This is a genomic window from Maritalea mediterranea (assembly GCF_021568695.1).
Taxonomy (GTDB): domain Bacteria; phylum Pseudomonadota; class Alphaproteobacteria; order Rhizobiales; family Devosiaceae; genus Maritalea; species Maritalea mediterranea.
In genome coordinates this window covers 1,245,477-1,260,861 of sequence record NZ_JAKGTI010000001.1, presented here as the reverse complement: position 1 = coordinate 1,260,861, position 15,385 = coordinate 1,245,477, and the positions used below count along the sequence as shown (strand labels likewise).

Here is a 15,385-nt window from a genome sequence, read left to right as displayed (position 1 = left end):
CCTCACACAAGCATAATTAGATACTCCGCGCCGCTATCGGGCGGGGCGATAAATTCAGAACTGGCAAAGAGTTGATAGCGCAGGCAATCGCCTGTCTTCAGGCGAAAATGCTGATCGTCAATGCGGATTAAAAGCGCCCCGTCCAGCATCACCAGATGATGCTCCAGCCCGGCCAATGACGGTTGATCATAAATGATCTGACAGCCCGGCTCCAACCGGCCGCGAATGACCTCGCCCTTTAGCTTGGCCGCGGGAGGCGACACTTTGGTGCGGGTAAAGCCAGTTTTGGCATCGTGCCAAAACTCCTGCTCCTCCTGACGCACCAGCGGCACAAATTCTTGTTCGACCATGGCCATCAGGCGCGACATGGGCAGCCCATAAACGGCGCATAATTTGCCCAACACTTCAGCCGTCGGGCTCACCTCGCCTTTTTCCAAGCGAGACAGCGTGGCCCGGCTAACGCCAGATTGCTGCGCCAATTGATCCAGCGTCAGGTCAGCATCCTGTCGCAATGTTTTCAGTCGTTCCGCCAATTGCGATGTAAAATTGTCCATAGCGCCCTCATATTCTCTAAAATGAGATATTTTCTCATATATGGCAAGCGAAAAATATCTGCCTTTTGCAGCCTTCATTTGGCAATTTATGCGAATTCGCTTGACTTTATCGCCGCATAATGTTGTTTGAGCGCAGATTTGGACCGGCCCGAAATTATTTTTGGCCACGCGCTATCAGAATGACATCCCTGTCATAAGCCGAGCAAAGTTAGTTCATAACGAGACTCGGATGCTGCCGGCGCCAACAACGAAAGATATTCCATTGAGTTTTGAACTATTCGGCTTAGCGAAGCCGATTCTTGCCGTTTTGCCTAAACTTGGGTTGAACGAGCCCACCCCTATCCAATCCAAAGCCATTCCGGCTGCCTTGGATGGGCGTGATATTGTGGGCCTTGCCCAAACCGGCACTGGTAAAACCGCAGCCTTTTCGCTGCCGATCGTGCATAAGCTGCAAGCCCAAGGGCCTGCGCCGAAAAATAAGCGCTTGCGCGCCTTGATCCTTTCGCCAACCCGTGAGTTGGCGGCTCAGATTCACGAATCTGTGCGCAATTACTCTGCCCGCACCAATTTGCGCGTAGCCACCATTGTTGGCGGCGTGTCCTATCGGGTGCAGAAAAACCAGTTGCAGCAAGGCGTTGATATTCTGATCGCCACCCCAGGCCGCTTGCAAGATATGTTGAAGCAAAATGCTTTGACGCTTGATGACGTGCAAATGGTGGTGCTTGATGAAGCCGACCAAATGCTCGACATTGGTTTCTTGCCCGCCATTAAAGAGATCCTGAATTTGACGCCAACTGAGCGTCAAACCATGTTGTTCTCTGCCACCATGCCGAAAGAAATTCGCAAGCTGAGCAATTCCCATTTGCACCAGCCGCTTGAAGTGTCTGTGCCGTCAAACAAACCGACTGCCGACAAAATCGAGCAGTGTGTCATTTCGATGAGCAAAGCTGACAAGATTGAAGCGATTTCTGATGTGCTGTTGGAGCATGAAGACAAAACCGCCATCGTATTCACCCGCACAAAGCGCGGTGCCGACAAAGTGGCCAAACGTCTTGGCGTTTCGGGCATCAAAGCCCAGGCCATTCATGGCAACAAGTCGCACAATCAGCGCGAGCGCGCCCTAAAGCAATTCAAAAAAGGCGCCTGCAAGGTGCTTGTGGCCACCGATATTGCCGCCCGCGGCATTGACGTGCCCGGCGTTGGCCTTGTGGTCAATTATGAATTGCCGGAAGTGGCGGAAAGCTATGTACACCGCATTGGCCGCACGGCCCGTGCCGGCGCATCTGGTTTGGCGATTTCCTTCTGTGATCCGGAAGAGCGGCCCTATCTGGGCCTGATCCAGCGCCTTGTGCAGTTGGATATTCCTGCCGTGGATATGGAAGGCGAAGAAGTGGAAATTGAAATTCCACGCGGCGCCCCACCAAAACGTAATCAACGCCGTGGTCGCGGTGGCCCACCACGTGGTGGCCGCAATCGCAATGGCGGTGGTGGTCGCGATGGCCAACACAAAAATGCAGCCCCGAAAAACGGCCCACGCAAAGGCGGCAAGCCACAACGCAGCCGCAAGCCACGCCGTGACGCTGCGTAGTTTGGTTGACGGGTAAAGATTTGAAAGCCGCTGGATTTTCCGGCGGCTTTTTTTATGGGCTGTGTGGTTTATGGCGTTTAGCGTGTTTGGAGCGCCAATATTGATTATGCAATATTATCAAGAAAAACGCCATCACAACTAGATAAGCCCAAACTGGAAAAGCCAGCAAGGCGAAGTAGCTTAACACCACGCCCAATCCCACAAGTGTGACACAAAACTGCTTCCCTAGCGGGACATTAGGCAATGCGGTATGATGATCCTTTATGTCAGGATCAAAACCATAGAATGCAAATGAAAAGGGCGTTTCTAAAACCATAGATAAAAAGACCAGAATAAAGGCCCAAACTGAAGTCGGTACAAGTTTATCGTTTACCGCTTATAAAAGCCATTGACCGCAAACAAAGATGGCGGTGGATATTACTGGTAGGTGCTGTCGCCTTGTAACAAGGTGCACCCAAAATAGCTTGGCGAAATCTTTCATTTCAAAAACCACGTTAAGCAATGTGGTCACTCTAAAAAGTGCGTTGTCGATTTGTAAGCTGATGTGTCTGCAAGATGCATTCAATTGATCCCGGCTCAAGGCCGGGATGGTGACGGGGAGGCATGAGCTTGAATAGCGCTCATCCCGAACCTCCTGCGACAGCTGTCCTACAGCTACACAAGATGCTTTTGCCAGCTTCACCGCCCCGGACTTGATCCGGGGCCAGTCGGCGTTTCGATGCGACCCGCCTTCTCCTCAACCACTACGTCATTGCGAGACTTGATCTTGCAATCCATTCCACCTGTAGTCTTGGCACAAGTTTGACCAAATTTGCGCTGACCCTGCGCTGCGGCCAATGTGAAATGGACCCCAAGATCAAGTCTTGGGGTGACGGCGGTGCGTGTGGTGATGCTGAGGAGAACGGGGGATGCTGGTCGAATAGCTTCCCAATATTGCTGAATTTCAGGCAGCATATTGCGAGGCCACTATTTGGGGCAAACCCGGACTTGATCCGGGGCCAAAACCACACGCCGTGCGCCCCTTGACCAATATCAACTCATCAGCAGCGCCGCATGCTAATCTATTGCCATGACTCAGGATGAAATCATTGATTGGCTATTGGCCGACGATCCGGCCATTCAGTATCAGACCTATCGCGACCTTCTCGATGAGGGGCGGCCCGATATTCGTGCGCGCATTGCCACGGAGGGTTGGGGCGCGCAGTTTTTGGCGGCGCGCGGGTCTGACGGGGTTTGGGGCGATCGCTTTTATCAACCCAAATGGATCAGCTCGCACTATACGCTGCTTGATCTGAAACTGCTGAATATTGCCCCGGATCATGCCGCCATTCGCGACAGCATTCGCAAGATTTTTGCTGAGCAAAAGAGCGATGATGGCGGCATTCGATGCGGGCAGTCCGACCCCCGCAGCGATGTTTGTGTCAATGGCATGGTGCTGAACTATGCCAGCTATTTTGGCACACCTGCGGAAGAGTTGACCTCAATTGTCGATTTTCTGATCGACCAGCATATGCAGGATGGCGGATTTAACTGCCGCTCCAACCGCGCCAAGCCGCATCATAGTTCCCTGCACTCCACCGTCTCGGTATTGGAAGGCATTCATGAATATCTCGTCAACGGCTACACCTACCGCGCGGCAGAATTAAAAAACTGCGCGGCTGCGGCGCGCGAGTTCATGCTGCTGCACCGCTTTTATAAGTCGGACCGCACTGGCGAGATTATTCGCAAGGACTTTTTGCAACTCAGCTTCCCGCCGCGCTGGTACTATAACATCTTGCGCGCCCTAGATCATTTTCAGGCCGCGCGGGTGCCCTGGGATGACCGGATGCTAGACGCGATAGATGTGTTGCGGGCCAAACGACACAAAGATGGCCGCTGGCGCACCGAAGCGGCCCGCGCCGGCCAAGTACATTTCAAAATGGAAAAAGGTCGCCAGCCCAGCCGCTGGACCACATTGATGGCACTGCGGGTGTTGCGAGCCTATTCGGCTAATGGGGAGAATTGATCCCGGCTCAAGGCCGGGATGGAGTTGGGAGGGGACCGACAGGTATGCAGCACAATATGCATTGTCGACCTGAGCCGCGCACCTATGAAGACTCACATGCCCTCGCCAGTCTCACCGCCCCGGACATGATCCGGGGCCAGTTGGCGTTTCAGGTGCGGCACGTCCTCTCCCCACACACATCGTCATTGCAATACTTGATCTTGCAATCCATTCCAACTCATGTCTTGGCATGAGTTTGGCCAAAATTGCGCTCACCCTGCGCTGCGGCCAATGTGAAATAGCCCCCAAGATCAAGTCTTGGGGTGACGGCGGTGGGTATGACGAAGCTGAGGAAAGCAGTGAAAGAGAATGTTCGAATAAAGGGCGTCAATAATTGCAATATGGCGGGTACATTACCGCAGTCATGCGAACAGTCGATTGCAAAGCCTCCATTTGGGGCCGCCCCGGACTTGATCCGGGGTCATGTTACGGAAGCTGATCCCGGCTCAAGGCCGGGATGGCCGTACAGTTAGCTATTGCCCGAAATTTTCTTGGCGCGCGCCTAGCTTACCGCTTTCAACTCACCTGCTTGCCGGTCCGCAGTGGGCAATTGATCAAATTTGGCAATGGCGGCGCACAGCGCGGTAAAGCAATTGCGGTCGATGGCGTCGTCCACCATTTCACGCATAATGTTGAGCGCTTTGGGCACGGGCATTGCTGCGCGGTAAGGTCGATCGGCAGTCAGCGCATCAAAAATATCGGCCACGGTGACAATGCGCGTGTCCATATCTATTTCATCGCCCTTTAATCCAAACGGATAGCCCTTACCGTCCAATCGTTCATGGTGACCGCCAGCCACCGGTGCAATATCGCCGAATGCGCGGATATTGGCCAAGATGTCTTTCGAATAGACGGGGTGTTTCTTAATTTCGGCAAACTCTTCGTCATTCAGTCGTCCTGGTTTATCCAAAACCGAGTTGGATACGCCCAGCTTGCCAATATCGTGCAAGAGGGCTGCCCGGCGCAGCCAGCGACGCTTTTCTTCCGCATAGCCCATTTGTTCGGCGATCAAATCGGCAAACAGGGTCACCCGTTCGGAATGGCCTGCGGTAAACGGGCTTTTGCTGTCCACCACTTGAGCGAATGCTTGCGCAATATCGTCGAGATAGTCTTCGTCCGCAATCCGGGCGCTCTGGCCGGGTTCAAATCTATAAATAATGTCCGAGAGATCGTTACGGGCGAGCGTCTGCCAATAGGCCTCATCAGTTTCAAGCGCGAGAAAAGCATCCACCACTTTGGGGTTGAACCAGGTGCCCGCCCGGCTGCGCACCGCCTTGATGGCCTCGTCGCGTCCGTCATTCATAAAGAACACGTCCACCACTTGTCCCAACAGCGCAATCTGCGAGTAGAGCGGAATTTCAAGCCCCTGCAACTTGTCGGGCTGGCCCGTGCCGTCCCAATGTTCATCTAGGCTCAAAATGCCCTGCTGTACCGCATCGTTGAAATGCATTTGCCGTGCGATGGCCGCGCCGCGCTGGCAGCGCGTCTCGATCAGTTCACGGGTGATCTGACCACCGTGACGCAGCGTGGTGATAATCGATCTGAACTTATCGGCCATATTGGCTTTTACGCCCGACTGGGTGATCACAAAATTGAGCACTTGCGGCAGGCTGCCATCGACCTTTTTGAACTCATTCTTAAAGGTCAGATCGTCGGCCAGATAATGGGCACAGATGCGCGCTGCATTGCTGGAACAGCCTAAATCCTTGAGCAAAATCGTGTAATACAGATCGGACAATTGGCCCGACTTGAGCCCCATTTGCTGTCCCACATGCAACCCCGTCCAACAGGCGCGCACGCAATGGCCCACCGGTTGCCCCTCGGTAATGTCGAGCGCATGGCTGAGCGCGGCCAATAATTCGGCCAGATGAATCTGCTGCTGTGGGGTCCCAGAACTCATGGTTGCCTCGAAAACTTGATTGTCGTTCAAGCTATCAGGCAAGGTTAAATTTTTCGCTAAAACGCTAACAATTTTAAGCGTTGCGGAGCATCACGGCGAAATAAAAACCATCGGTGTTCGTGGTGCCCGGGGTCAGGGTGATCGATTTCAGATCAGACGACCAGGGCTGTGGTTTGTCAAAGCCATAAAGGTCTTGCCAGACTTCCCCTGCCGACACCAATTCAAAGCTGGGGTTTTCATCGAGAAAGGCATAGATTTGCCCCTCATTTTCTTCCGGAAACACCGAGCAGGTAATATAGATCAAGAAGCCGCCCACTTTCACAAAGGGAATCGCTTGCGAGAGTACTTCTTCCTGCTCGCGCAGGCGCACATCCAGCTGTTCGCGGCTGAGGCGCCATTTGGCATCGGGTCGCCGCCGCCAGGTGCCGGAACCGGTGCACGGCGCATCCACAACCACTTTATCCATGCTGTCCAGCAGATCATCCAGCGATCCATCGTCCGGCTGGCGCACTTGGATATTGTGCGCCCCGGCGCGTTTGATGCGCTCAAAAATCGCCGAGAGGCGTTTGCGGTCGCTGTCATAGGCAAAAATCTGGCCCTTATTTTCCATGGCCGCCGCCATGGCGAGGCTTTTGCCCCCGGCCCCAGCGCAAAGGTCCAGCACCTTTTCGCCCGGCCGCGCAAAGATCAGGTCAGCCACGATCTGGCTGCCCTCGTCCTGCACTTCATACCAGCCTTTTTGGTAGCCCTCTTCCGCCTGCACATTGGGTGTACGCGCGTCAGTTGTGCCAGCCTTTAGGCGCACGCCATTCAGTGCGATTTCAGTTGCTACAGGTTTCACGCGCTTAAGCGCTTTGAGCACCTTGTCACGATTGGCCTTTAGCGTATTCACCCGCAAGTCGACTGGCGGACGCGTGGCCAGCGCCTGGCCCTCAGCCACCCACTCCTCATCAAAATTGCGTTCGAATGAGTTTTGACACCATTCCGGAATATCGGCTTGCACATGCAGCGGCGCATCGGCCAGCGGGTTTGCGCGCGTAAGCGTGGCGATTTCTTTATCGCTCAACGGTTCGGGCGCAAATTTGTCGCCCTCAAACATGGCGTGCAAGCTTTTAGGCGTTTCGCCCCAATCGCGGATCAGGGTGGCAAAGGCCAGATGGCGCCCCGTGTCGCCGCCAGCGACATGGGCGTTGCTCAGCTTTTTGCGCAAAGCGTCATAAACAATATTGCCGATGGCCGCGCGGTCTCCCGAGCCGGCAAAGCGATGCGACAAGCCCCAATCCTTCAGCGCATCGGCCACGGGCCGTTTGCGCTTTTCAATGTCATTGAGCACTTCAATCGCTGCACTTAATCTGCCGGGTAACCGCATTTTCGCCTCACAAAACCAACATCAGCTCAATCACCAGGTCAATCCACCCAATGGTGAGCAACACCAACCCGGCAAAATAAGCATAGAACCGGCGATATACACGGTTTGTGGTGCAATGGATATAGGCGTGCACATAACGGCTTAAAACAAAGCCGAATGCGCACAACAAAAAGATGCCGGGCACGAACCGCACCGCAAAGCAAATCGCCACCGCCGCATAAAACAGCACAGGTAATTGAAACTGGTTGTTGAAATTATTCGAAACTTGCTGCGACTTTTCGGGCCAATTGCCATCATGCAGCGCGATGTCTGCCACCTTCACCTCGCCCGCCTGCACCAGGGGCAGCCGCAGCCGCCCCAGATAAAACAGCACCCCGAACGTCAGCGCAACTTGCGCAAAAGTGATCAGCAATAAAAGCTTCTCAAAGCCTGACATTAACGCCCACCGCGATAGTTCGGGCTCTCGCGGGTGATGGAGACATCATGCACATGGCTTTCGCTCAGTGATGCGCCGGAGATTTGCACAAATTGCGCTTCTTCGCGGAAGGTCTTCAAATTGGGCGAACCGGTATAGCCCATGGCGGCACGCAATCCCCCGGCCAATTGGTGCAACACATTGCCTGCCGGGCCTTTATAGGGCACTTGCCCTTCAATGCCTTCGGGCACCAGCTTCATGCTGTCGCTGACTTCCTGCTGGAAATAACGGTCAGCCGAGCCGCGGGCCATGGCGCCCACAGAACCCATGCCGCGATAGGATTTATAGGAGCGACCCTGATAGAGATAAACTTCGCCAGGGCTTTCGTCTGTGCCCGCCAAGAGCGAGCCGACCATGGCGCAATTTGCCCCACCGGCCAAGGCCTTAGCCAAATCCCCTGAGAATTTGATTCCGCCGTCGGCGATGATCGGAATGCCGGTCTTTGCCGCCTCTTCGGCACATGCCATCACGGCCGCTAATTGCGGCACACCAACACCCGCCACGATACGGGTGGTGCAGATGGAGCCTGGCCCAATGCCCACTTTCACTGCGTCCGCGCCCGCATCAATCAAAGCGCGGGTGGCTTCGGCGGTGGCCACATTGCCCGCCACGATCCGGACCTTGGAATTCTCTTTTTTCAGGCGCGACACCACTTTGGCCACTTCGGTGTTGTGGCCGTGGGCCGTGTCGATCACCAGCAAATCCACTTCCGCGTCAATCAGGTGCAAAGAGCGATCATAGCCCTTGTCGCCCACGGTGGAGGCGGCCGCGCAGCGTAAGCGGCCCTTACTGTCTTTAATGGCGTTCGGGTTCAGTTGCGCTTTTTCAATGTCTTTCACGGTGATCAGACCGACGCAATGATAATTGTCGTCCACCACCAACAGCTTCTCGATCCGGTTGGCGTGCAGCAAGCGCTTGGCTTCATCCTGCGTCGAGCCATCCTTAACCGTCACCAGATTTTCATGGGTCATCAGTTCAGAAATGGGCTGCTTCATATTATCGGCAAACCGCACATCGCGGTTGGTCAGAATGCCCACCAGCTTGCCCACATTGCGGCCGCCCAGGCCGCCATTTTCCACCACGGGCACGCCGGAAATATTGCGCTGCTCCATTATCGCCAATGCCGCCTCAAGCGGGGCTTCAGGCCCAATAGTGATTGGATTCACCACCATGCCGCTTTCAAAATGCTTGACCTGTTTGACCTGCTCGGCCTGCTCTTCCGGGGTTAGGTTGCGGTGGATCACCCCCATGCCCCCAGCCTGGGCCAGCGCAATGGCCATTTTGCTTTCAGTCACCGTGTCCATGGCGGAGGACAGGATGGGCAAGGTCAACTCAATATCTTTGGTGACATTGGTGCGGATATCCACATCGGCGGGCATCACGCTGGATTCAGCGGGCTGCAACAGCACGTCGTCAAAAGTTAAAGCGATATCGCCGGTTGCGGTGGAAATGATTTTTGCCACGGGTCGAGCCCTCCGTCGGAAGCAGATTTTTCGGAACGATCACAGGACGGTGGGGGGAAGCGCCACCATACTATGGTTGGCGAGGGTCAATACCACGCGTCTCCCCTTTTGCATAGAGGGGCAGCACTTAATTTTTAAGACAGTTTTAAGAAAGTGGGACTACCCCGCCTCTAGGCGAACGGAATAAACCATTGAAGGGCAAAAAATAGTTCGAGCACATGATAAAGTATCTATTTTCAACTCGGCCACGCCTCGCGCAAACAATGGGTTTTCAGCTAAGCAACTCCGTTTGTAAACCGCCTGTTAACCCTAACAAATTATTAATAGGACCGTGATTCTAGGGGGCTGAACCAATGACCAAACTCAAATCTATTCTTACACTTTCCGCCACAACATTGTTAATGGTTGGTTCTGCGCTGGCAGGCGATGCGATCGACTATCCGCCATTGCCAACAGAATATGTACAGGTTGGATTTGATTGGGAAGGGTTTTATGCCGGCGTTGGCATCGGTGGCGCAAATATAAATGGTGACACCATGGCTCAGCTTGATGCCATTGTCGGCGTGAATGTAACGCAAGACGATTTCCTGATCGGTGCAGAAATTTGGCTAGGCGGCTATCGCGATCAAGGTTCTGGCGCAATGGGCGGCAGTGGTGGCATCGAGGCGCGCGCAGGTTATTTGTTCACGCAGGATGTGCTGGCCTATGCGGGCATTGGTCGACATTTTTACGACACTGGCGACCAATATACGTCCATCGGCCTTGGCACCGAGTTTGTGGTTTCCGATCAAGTTACGCTTGATTTCGAATATAAATATCTCGGTTGGTCCGACACCGGCAACACCGGCCACAGCTTCGGCGCGTCTGCCCTCTGGCACTTCTAAGTCGTCACAACATTTAGGTTTTGATCCCCGACTTTTGTCGGGGATTTTTTCATCTGGCTTCAATGAGACGGAAAAATCCCGCAATTGTCGTGCAAGAGATTCACGACCTTTGGTCCCGGATCAGGTCCGGGACCGCCACCCCGTTTGGACAGGTTAGGTAACCTCATTTGCGTGAAGGCTTAGTCAACCCAAATATTAGTCAGACTTTTTACACTCACCTCGGAGGGCACAGCCTTGCGACGTCCCATGACGCTCCCGCCCCAGAGGCCGTCCCGGACTTGATTCGGGACCAAACTGCGTCAAACCATAAAAACAGCAAATCACACATTTCAAGCAATTTCGCACAATTTTAAGTTGTGCCTATTTCGCGACTGGCAGACCACATTGCGACCGTGCCATCGATTAACACACTGAATTAAAGTGATTATTCAACTTTGAAGACACAATCGCCTTAATCCCTACCTGTCTGCCACGGCAAAAACTTATCCCCGCCCCTCAAGACCGTGATAAAATCATATTCATCTTCCGCCCCATGCGGTTTGTTGACGAACAGACGGGGTATATGCGGCGCTTGAGCAGCAAGAAGGGAGAAACGGTGGGTTAGCCGGACGCGGTGGCCGCGCCGCCATGTTGGTTTTGCCCGACACCGAGGGCGTCCTTTTGAGGATGGGGATATTGGGTCAGCACCTCGAACCGGCTTGGCTGAGCGAAAAATGCCGTTGGCGCGAGATGGGAATAGGCTCATTTTTCTGCGCAACCACACGAGTTTTGCACCATCTCGTGCCCCGCAAATGATCCCCCGAATGCTGTGCATGTCGGGCGCTTTGGTATGGGCGGTATTCGTGAGTTGGTCCCGCATCAAGTCCGGGACGGCCTCAGGGAGGGGCGATATGGCATATTCCCGAACCGCACAATCTGGGGCACAAGCCAAAAATCCTCAGCAACTGCCAAAGGGTCTAGATCACCATGAAGAGGAAACACCAACCCCGACACACAACATGGCCGTCCCGGACTTGATCCGGGACCAAACGACACCAAACCGCAGCCACCACCAAGCTATACCCCCAATCCAGAGCCAAACTCATGCGGATGCTGCACGCCGCCATCACCAATTTCATCCCATGCCGCGCGGGAATTGGTGAAAATATGATGGGCGACACGCAGATTTTCACCGCCTTCGGTGATCAATCCAACCGGCACATACAGCTTGGTATCATCATTGCGGCCGGGCAAGGTGGAGCCACAGATCTGGCAGAACCAGCCTTCCCAATCCGCGTCGGGCTTTTTCCAATATTGGATATGCTCCTGCCCGCGCAGCCAGGTGAACTCCTCATTCATCACGAGCACAAGCGCCATGCCATTATTGCCCGTCGCCTTGCGGCATATAGAGCAATGACAAATAATAACATCCTGAATGGGCTTATGAATTTCAAACGCCACTGCGCCACAATTGCATTCACCTTTGGCCATACATGCCTCCTTATTGGCCAAAACTATAGCCATGCCCACGGTTCAAACACAATGCAGGTCACACATACAACGTCGCGTAATCAGATAAAAATTCATCCGGGGTGACAGGGATGCAGAAGAGCGTTAGACTGGTTGGACCACTGAATCAAAAAGACATAATCCATGCAAGATCGCATCACGCCGCTCATCTTGGCGGTGGCGCTGTTTATGGAGTTGATGGATGCCACCGTCATCGCCACAGCCCTGCCCGCTATCGCTGCCGATATTGGCACCGACCCGATTTCATTGAAACTCGCCCTGGCCTCTTATCTGGTGGCGCTGGCGATCTTTATTCCCATAAGCGGTTGGATGGCGGATCGGTATGGCGCCCGCAATGTGTTTCGCGGGGCGATTGTGGTGTTTATGCTGGGCTCGCTGGCCTGCGCCTTTGCCGACTCGCTGTTCACCTTTGTCGCGGCGCGGTTCCTGCAAGGCATGGGCGGTTCGATGATGACGCCGCTGTCGCGGTTAATTCTGATCCGCAACACGCCGAAAAAGGATTTGATCCATGCCTGGGCGTGGCTCACCATGCCAGCCCTGTTCGGGCCCTTGGCCGGGCCGCCGGTGGGGGGCTTCCTCACCACCTATTTCTCCTGGCATTGGATTTTCTATATCAATATCCCGATCGGGCTGATCGGCATTGTGCTGGCCAGCAAATATCTGCCGGGCACCGGCTATCGCGACAAGCGAAAGCTCGATATTGTCGGCTTTCTGCTCACCGGCACCGCCTTCTCCGGCATTATTTTCGGCCTGTCCGTTATTTCCATGCCCGCCCTGCCGCCCATATTTGGCGCCAGCGTTGCAGCGGCGGGCTTTGGCGCGGGCTATATTTATTGGAGGCATGCGCGTCGGGTGGACGAGCCAGTGCTTGATTTAAAAGTGTTTGAGGAACCGATCTACCGCACTTCAATTGTCTCCGGCTTTATTTATCGCATCGCTGGCGGGGCCTTTCCGTTCCTGTTTCCGCTGATGCTGCAGATCGGCTTTGGCTATACGCCGTTCGAAAGTGGCATGATCGCCTTTATCGGCGCCGCCGGTGCCATCATCATGAAGTTCTTCTTGAAGCCCGCGCTGCAACAGTTTGGCTTTAGAGTCCTTTTGATTGTCGCGGTGATCATGTCGACGCTATTGGCCGTCACCCATGGCTTCTTCACCGCGCAAACACCAATCTGGGTGATGATGTCGATCCTGCTGTTTATGGGCTTCTTCCGTTCCATGTTCTACACCTCGCTCAACACCCTCACCTTCTCTGAAACACCAGAACATCAATCTGGCTCAGCCACGGTGATCAGCTCGGTCAGCATTCAATTGGCCTTCGCCTTGGGCGTAGCATTTGCCGCGCTGTTGCTCGATGTGTTCTCGCTGATCAATGGCACCGAAGTGGGTGTGCGCGAAATGCAGCTGGCCTTCTTCGTGCTGGCGGCGATCACTGCAATGACCATGTGGCCTATATTGGGACTGTCAAAACAGGTGGGCGACGATGTGTCTGGCCATAAGGCCAAGGTCAAGCCAATGGCCTGATCGCCAAGGGTCAGGACCTAGTCCTGCTTGCCCTTAAAGCCTTTGGCGATCAGATAGCTCTCAGATGAATCCTGTCGCGAGGCCGGAGGCTTGGCATGGAACGTTGATTTGAAATGGCGCTTAAGGTGCGCCAGCAATTCATTCTCGGTACCGCCCTGAAATACTTTGGCGACAAAGGCACCATCGGGCTTCAGGATTTGAATGGCGAAGTCCGCCGCCAGTTCGACGAGCGCCATAATGCGCAAATGGTCCGTCGCTTTGTGGCCGGTGGTGGGCGCCGCCATATCGGAGAGCACTAGATCGACCTTGTGACCACCCAGCGCATCGATCAGCATCTCGGGCGCGTCATCATCGTTGAAATCCTTCTGGAGGAAGATCACACCGGGCATCGGTTCCATTTCAAGATAATCAATGCCGACAATTTTCGGATCGTCGGCATCTGCACCCATAATTTCGGTGGCAACTTCGCACCAGCCGCCAGGGGCGCAGCCAAGATCCACGACACGCATGCCGGGGCGCAAAATATTGTGCTTTTCATTAAGCTCAATCAGCTTATAGGCCGCACGGGAGCGACGCCCTTCTTTTTTGGCGCGCTGCACATAGGGGTCGTTCAATTGGCGTTGCAGCCACAAGGTAGAGGAGATTTTGCGGCCCTTGGCGGTCTTGACCCGCGTCTTAAGGCTGCGATCTGAAGCTTTTGACTTGGCCTTGCCGGCCGCTTTGGCAATCGCTTTGCCTCGGGCCTTCTTGCCGCCACCACCGGGCTTGTTTGGCTTCTTGCTCATGATGGTTTCGCCCCCTCATTGCGTTGCTTTTGGGGTTTCCTGTTGCCCCGGGCACTGCGTCCAGGCCGTTTCGACCATACGCGGTCCTCTGACATTAAGGAGATCAAAATGCCTTCACGCAACCCACGGTCTGCGACGCGGATGCGGTCACATGGCCATTCCCGCCGGATCGCTTCAAAAATAGCACAGCCGGGAATCACCAAGTCAGCGCGCTCGCGGCCGATGCAAGCGTTGGCGACGCGGCGGTCATAGTCCATGTTCAACAACACGCGCATCGTGTCGATCACATGCTGTTCGCCCATCCAAAGGCCATCCACTTTGGAGCGGTCATATCGGTCCAACCCAAGGTGCAGACCGGCCAGGGTGGTTACGGTGCCGGAGGTGCCCACAAGGTGCATTTTATTCTCGGCAATGGCACGCTTCAGCTTCTCGCGGCCCTTAAATTTCTTCAAAAAGGTACGCACATATGCGATCATTTCCTCAAAGCTTTCGGGGGTAACATTGACCCCGTCAAACTTTTCAGCGATCGAAACAACGCCCACCGGAAGCGATTGCCAAGACCGGATAGAGGCAGCCATTTTGCCACGAGCTTTCGGGCGTCCGCCGCGGAAATCCAACCACGCCAATTCGGACGAACCGCCGCCAATATCGAAAATCACGGCACCGCTCACGCCCGGATCAACAAGATCAGCGCAACCAGTAACGGCCAGTTGGGCTTCGGTCTTGCGGTCGACCACCTCCAGTTCAATGCCGGTTTCAAGCTGGATGCGCTGCAAAAACTCTTCCGCATTGTCGGCGGAACGGCAGGCTTCGGTGGCGATCAAACGCAATTTGGCAATGCGATGATTGCCTATTTTGGTTTGACATTGCTTGAGCGCATCAATGGTGCGATCCATGGCGGCCTGGGTCAGCGATCCCGTGGTGGACAGGCCCTCCCCCAAACGCACGATTCGGGAAAATCCGTCCACAACCTTAAAGCCGCTATCGGTGGGTCGAGCCAGCAAAAGCCGACAATTATTGGTGCCCAAATCCAAGGCACCATAAATATTTGGCTTGGCGGGGCCACGCACGGATTTGTGGCGTTGGCCATTTCGTTTATGGGTCCGCGATTGGCCAGGAGAAGGCCGTTGGCCGCCTCTGGCGTGTTGGTCCTTGGGACCAGTTGCCAAGTGCCCCTCATCTGTGCCCTTTATAGAAGGGTGTGATGGGCTTTTCTGGTTTGCGGACCGAATCTTTTCGGTCACTCTATATTTGCTCCATCCAGTCCGGGTCGCTACGCTGAAAGCGGCGCCC

The 15,385-nt window shown here is 54.6% G+C and carries 12 protein-coding genes; 4 read left to right on the top strand and 8 right to left on the bottom strand.

Going from position 1 to position 15,385, the window contains the following annotated elements; genetic code table 11:
- Positions 1-2 precede the first annotated feature (2 nt).
- Positions 3-554 carry a helix-turn-helix domain-containing protein gene (locus tag L1I42_RS06115; protein WP_236113599.1) on the bottom strand — a complete coding sequence of 184 codons (552 nt, stop codon included), beginning with the start codon at positions 552-554 and terminating at the stop codon, positions 3-5.
- A 262-nt stretch (positions 555-816) separates the two neighbouring features.
- Here L1I42_RS06115 and L1I42_RS06110 point away from each other — a divergent pair, with 262 nt between their 5' ends.
- Both L1I42_RS06110 and L1I42_RS06105 read left to right on the top strand, forming a co-directional pair.
- Positions 817-2,142 (top strand): DEAD/DEAH box helicase, encoded by a 1,326-nt coding sequence (locus L1I42_RS06110; protein ID WP_236113598.1) that lies wholly within the window; start codon positions 817-819, stop codon positions 2,140-2,142.
- A gap of 1,069 nt (positions 2,143-3,211) precedes the next feature.
- Complete coding sequence (locus tag L1I42_RS06105) at positions 3,212-4,147, top strand: hypothetical protein (RefSeq protein WP_236113597.1); 936 nt, start codon at positions 3,212-3,214, stop codon at positions 4,145-4,147.
- A 541-nt stretch (positions 4,148-4,688) separates the two neighbouring features.
- Here the strand turns inward: L1I42_RS06105 and L1I42_RS06100 are convergent.
- The 4 genes from L1I42_RS06100 to guaB all read right to left on the bottom strand — a co-directional run bounded on the left by L1I42_RS06100 (position 4,689) and on the right by guaB (position 9,393).
- Positions 4,689-6,086 (bottom strand): HD-GYP domain-containing protein, encoded by a 1,398-nt coding sequence (locus tag L1I42_RS06100; RefSeq protein WP_236113596.1) that lies wholly within the window; start codon positions 6,084-6,086, stop codon positions 4,689-4,691.
- 73 nt (positions 6,087-6,159) lie between these two features.
- Positions 6,160-7,455: an RsmB/NOP family class I SAM-dependent RNA methyltransferase gene (locus L1I42_RS06095; protein ID WP_236113595.1), complete on the bottom strand. Its 1,296-nt coding sequence runs from the start codon at positions 7,453-7,455 to the stop codon at positions 6,160-6,162.
- Between the two features lie 7 nt (positions 7,456-7,462).
- Positions 7,463-7,891, bottom strand: coding sequence for an MAPEG family protein (locus L1I42_RS06090; protein ID WP_236113594.1), 429 nt, complete (start codon positions 7,889-7,891; stop codon positions 7,463-7,465).
- Positions 7,891-9,393, bottom strand: coding sequence for an IMP dehydrogenase (guaB, locus tag L1I42_RS06085; RefSeq protein WP_236113593.1), 1,503 nt, complete (start codon positions 9,391-9,393; stop codon positions 7,891-7,893). Before guaB ends, L1I42_RS06090 begins: the two co-directional genes overlap by 1 nt.
- A 353-nt stretch (positions 9,394-9,746) precedes the next feature.
- Between guaB and L1I42_RS06080 the strand changes: the two genes are divergently transcribed.
- Positions 9,747-10,277 (top strand): hypothetical protein, encoded by a 531-nt coding sequence (locus L1I42_RS06080; protein ID WP_236113592.1) that lies wholly within the window; start codon positions 9,747-9,749, stop codon positions 10,275-10,277.
- A 1,056-nt stretch (positions 10,278-11,333) separates the two neighbouring features.
- On the opposite strand, the gene L1I42_RS06075 is transcribed toward L1I42_RS06080, so the two are convergent.
- Complete coding sequence (locus L1I42_RS06075) at positions 11,334-11,747, bottom strand: GFA family protein (RefSeq protein ID WP_236113591.1); 414 nt, start codon at positions 11,745-11,747, stop codon at positions 11,334-11,336.
- Positions 11,748-11,909: 162 nt separating this feature from the next.
- Between L1I42_RS06075 and L1I42_RS06070 the strand changes: the two genes are divergently transcribed.
- Positions 11,910-13,307: an MFS transporter gene (locus L1I42_RS06070; RefSeq protein ID WP_236113590.1), complete on the top strand. Its 1,398-nt coding sequence runs from the start codon at positions 11,910-11,912 to the stop codon at positions 13,305-13,307.
- A 17-nt stretch (positions 13,308-13,324) separates the two neighbouring features.
- On the opposite strand, the gene L1I42_RS06065 is transcribed toward L1I42_RS06070, so the two are convergent.
- Positions 13,325-14,092: an RlmE family RNA methyltransferase gene (locus L1I42_RS06065; RefSeq protein ID WP_236113589.1), complete on the bottom strand. Its 768-nt coding sequence runs from the start codon at positions 14,090-14,092 to the stop codon at positions 13,325-13,327.
- Positions 14,089-15,261: a Ppx/GppA phosphatase family protein gene (locus L1I42_RS06060; RefSeq protein ID WP_236113588.1), complete on the bottom strand. Its 1,173-nt coding sequence runs from the start codon at positions 15,259-15,261 to the stop codon at positions 14,089-14,091. Before L1I42_RS06060 ends, L1I42_RS06065 begins: the two co-directional genes overlap by 4 nt.
- Between the last annotated feature and the right edge of the window lie 124 nt (positions 15,262-15,385).

Excerpts from the sequence above, each read along its gene's own strand:
- L1I42_RS06115 (WP_236113599.1), bottom strand. The coding sequence starts at position 554 with ATGGACAATTTTACATCGCAATTGGCGGAACGACTGAAAACATTGCGA.
- L1I42_RS06090 (WP_236113594.1), bottom strand. The coding sequence starts at position 7,891 with ATGTCAGGCTTTGAGAAGCTTTTATTGCTGATCACTTTTGCGCAAGTT.
- L1I42_RS06075 (WP_236113591.1), bottom strand. The coding sequence starts at position 11,747 with ATGGCCAAAGGTGAATGCAATTGTGGCGCAGTGGCGTTTGAAATTCAT.
- L1I42_RS06065 (WP_236113589.1), bottom strand. The coding sequence starts at position 14,092 with ATGAGCAAGAAGCCAAACAAGCCCGGTGGTGGCGGCAAGAAGGCCCGA.
- L1I42_RS06100 (WP_236113596.1), bottom strand. The coding sequence starts at position 6,086 with ATGAGTTCTGGGACCCCACAGCAGCAGATTCATCTGGCCGAATTATTG.
- L1I42_RS06095 (WP_236113595.1), bottom strand. The coding sequence starts at position 7,455 with ATGCGGTTACCCGGCAGATTAAGTGCAGCGATTGAAGTGCTCAATGAC.
- L1I42_RS06070 (WP_236113590.1), top strand. The coding sequence starts at position 11,910 with ATGCAAGATCGCATCACGCCGCTCATCTTGGCGGTGGCGCTGTTTATG.
- L1I42_RS06105 (WP_236113597.1), top strand. The coding sequence starts at position 3,212 with ATGACTCAGGATGAAATCATTGATTGGCTATTGGCCGACGATCCGGCC.
- L1I42_RS06080 (WP_236113592.1), top strand. The coding sequence starts at position 9,747 with ATGACCAAACTCAAATCTATTCTTACACTTTCCGCCACAACATTGTTA.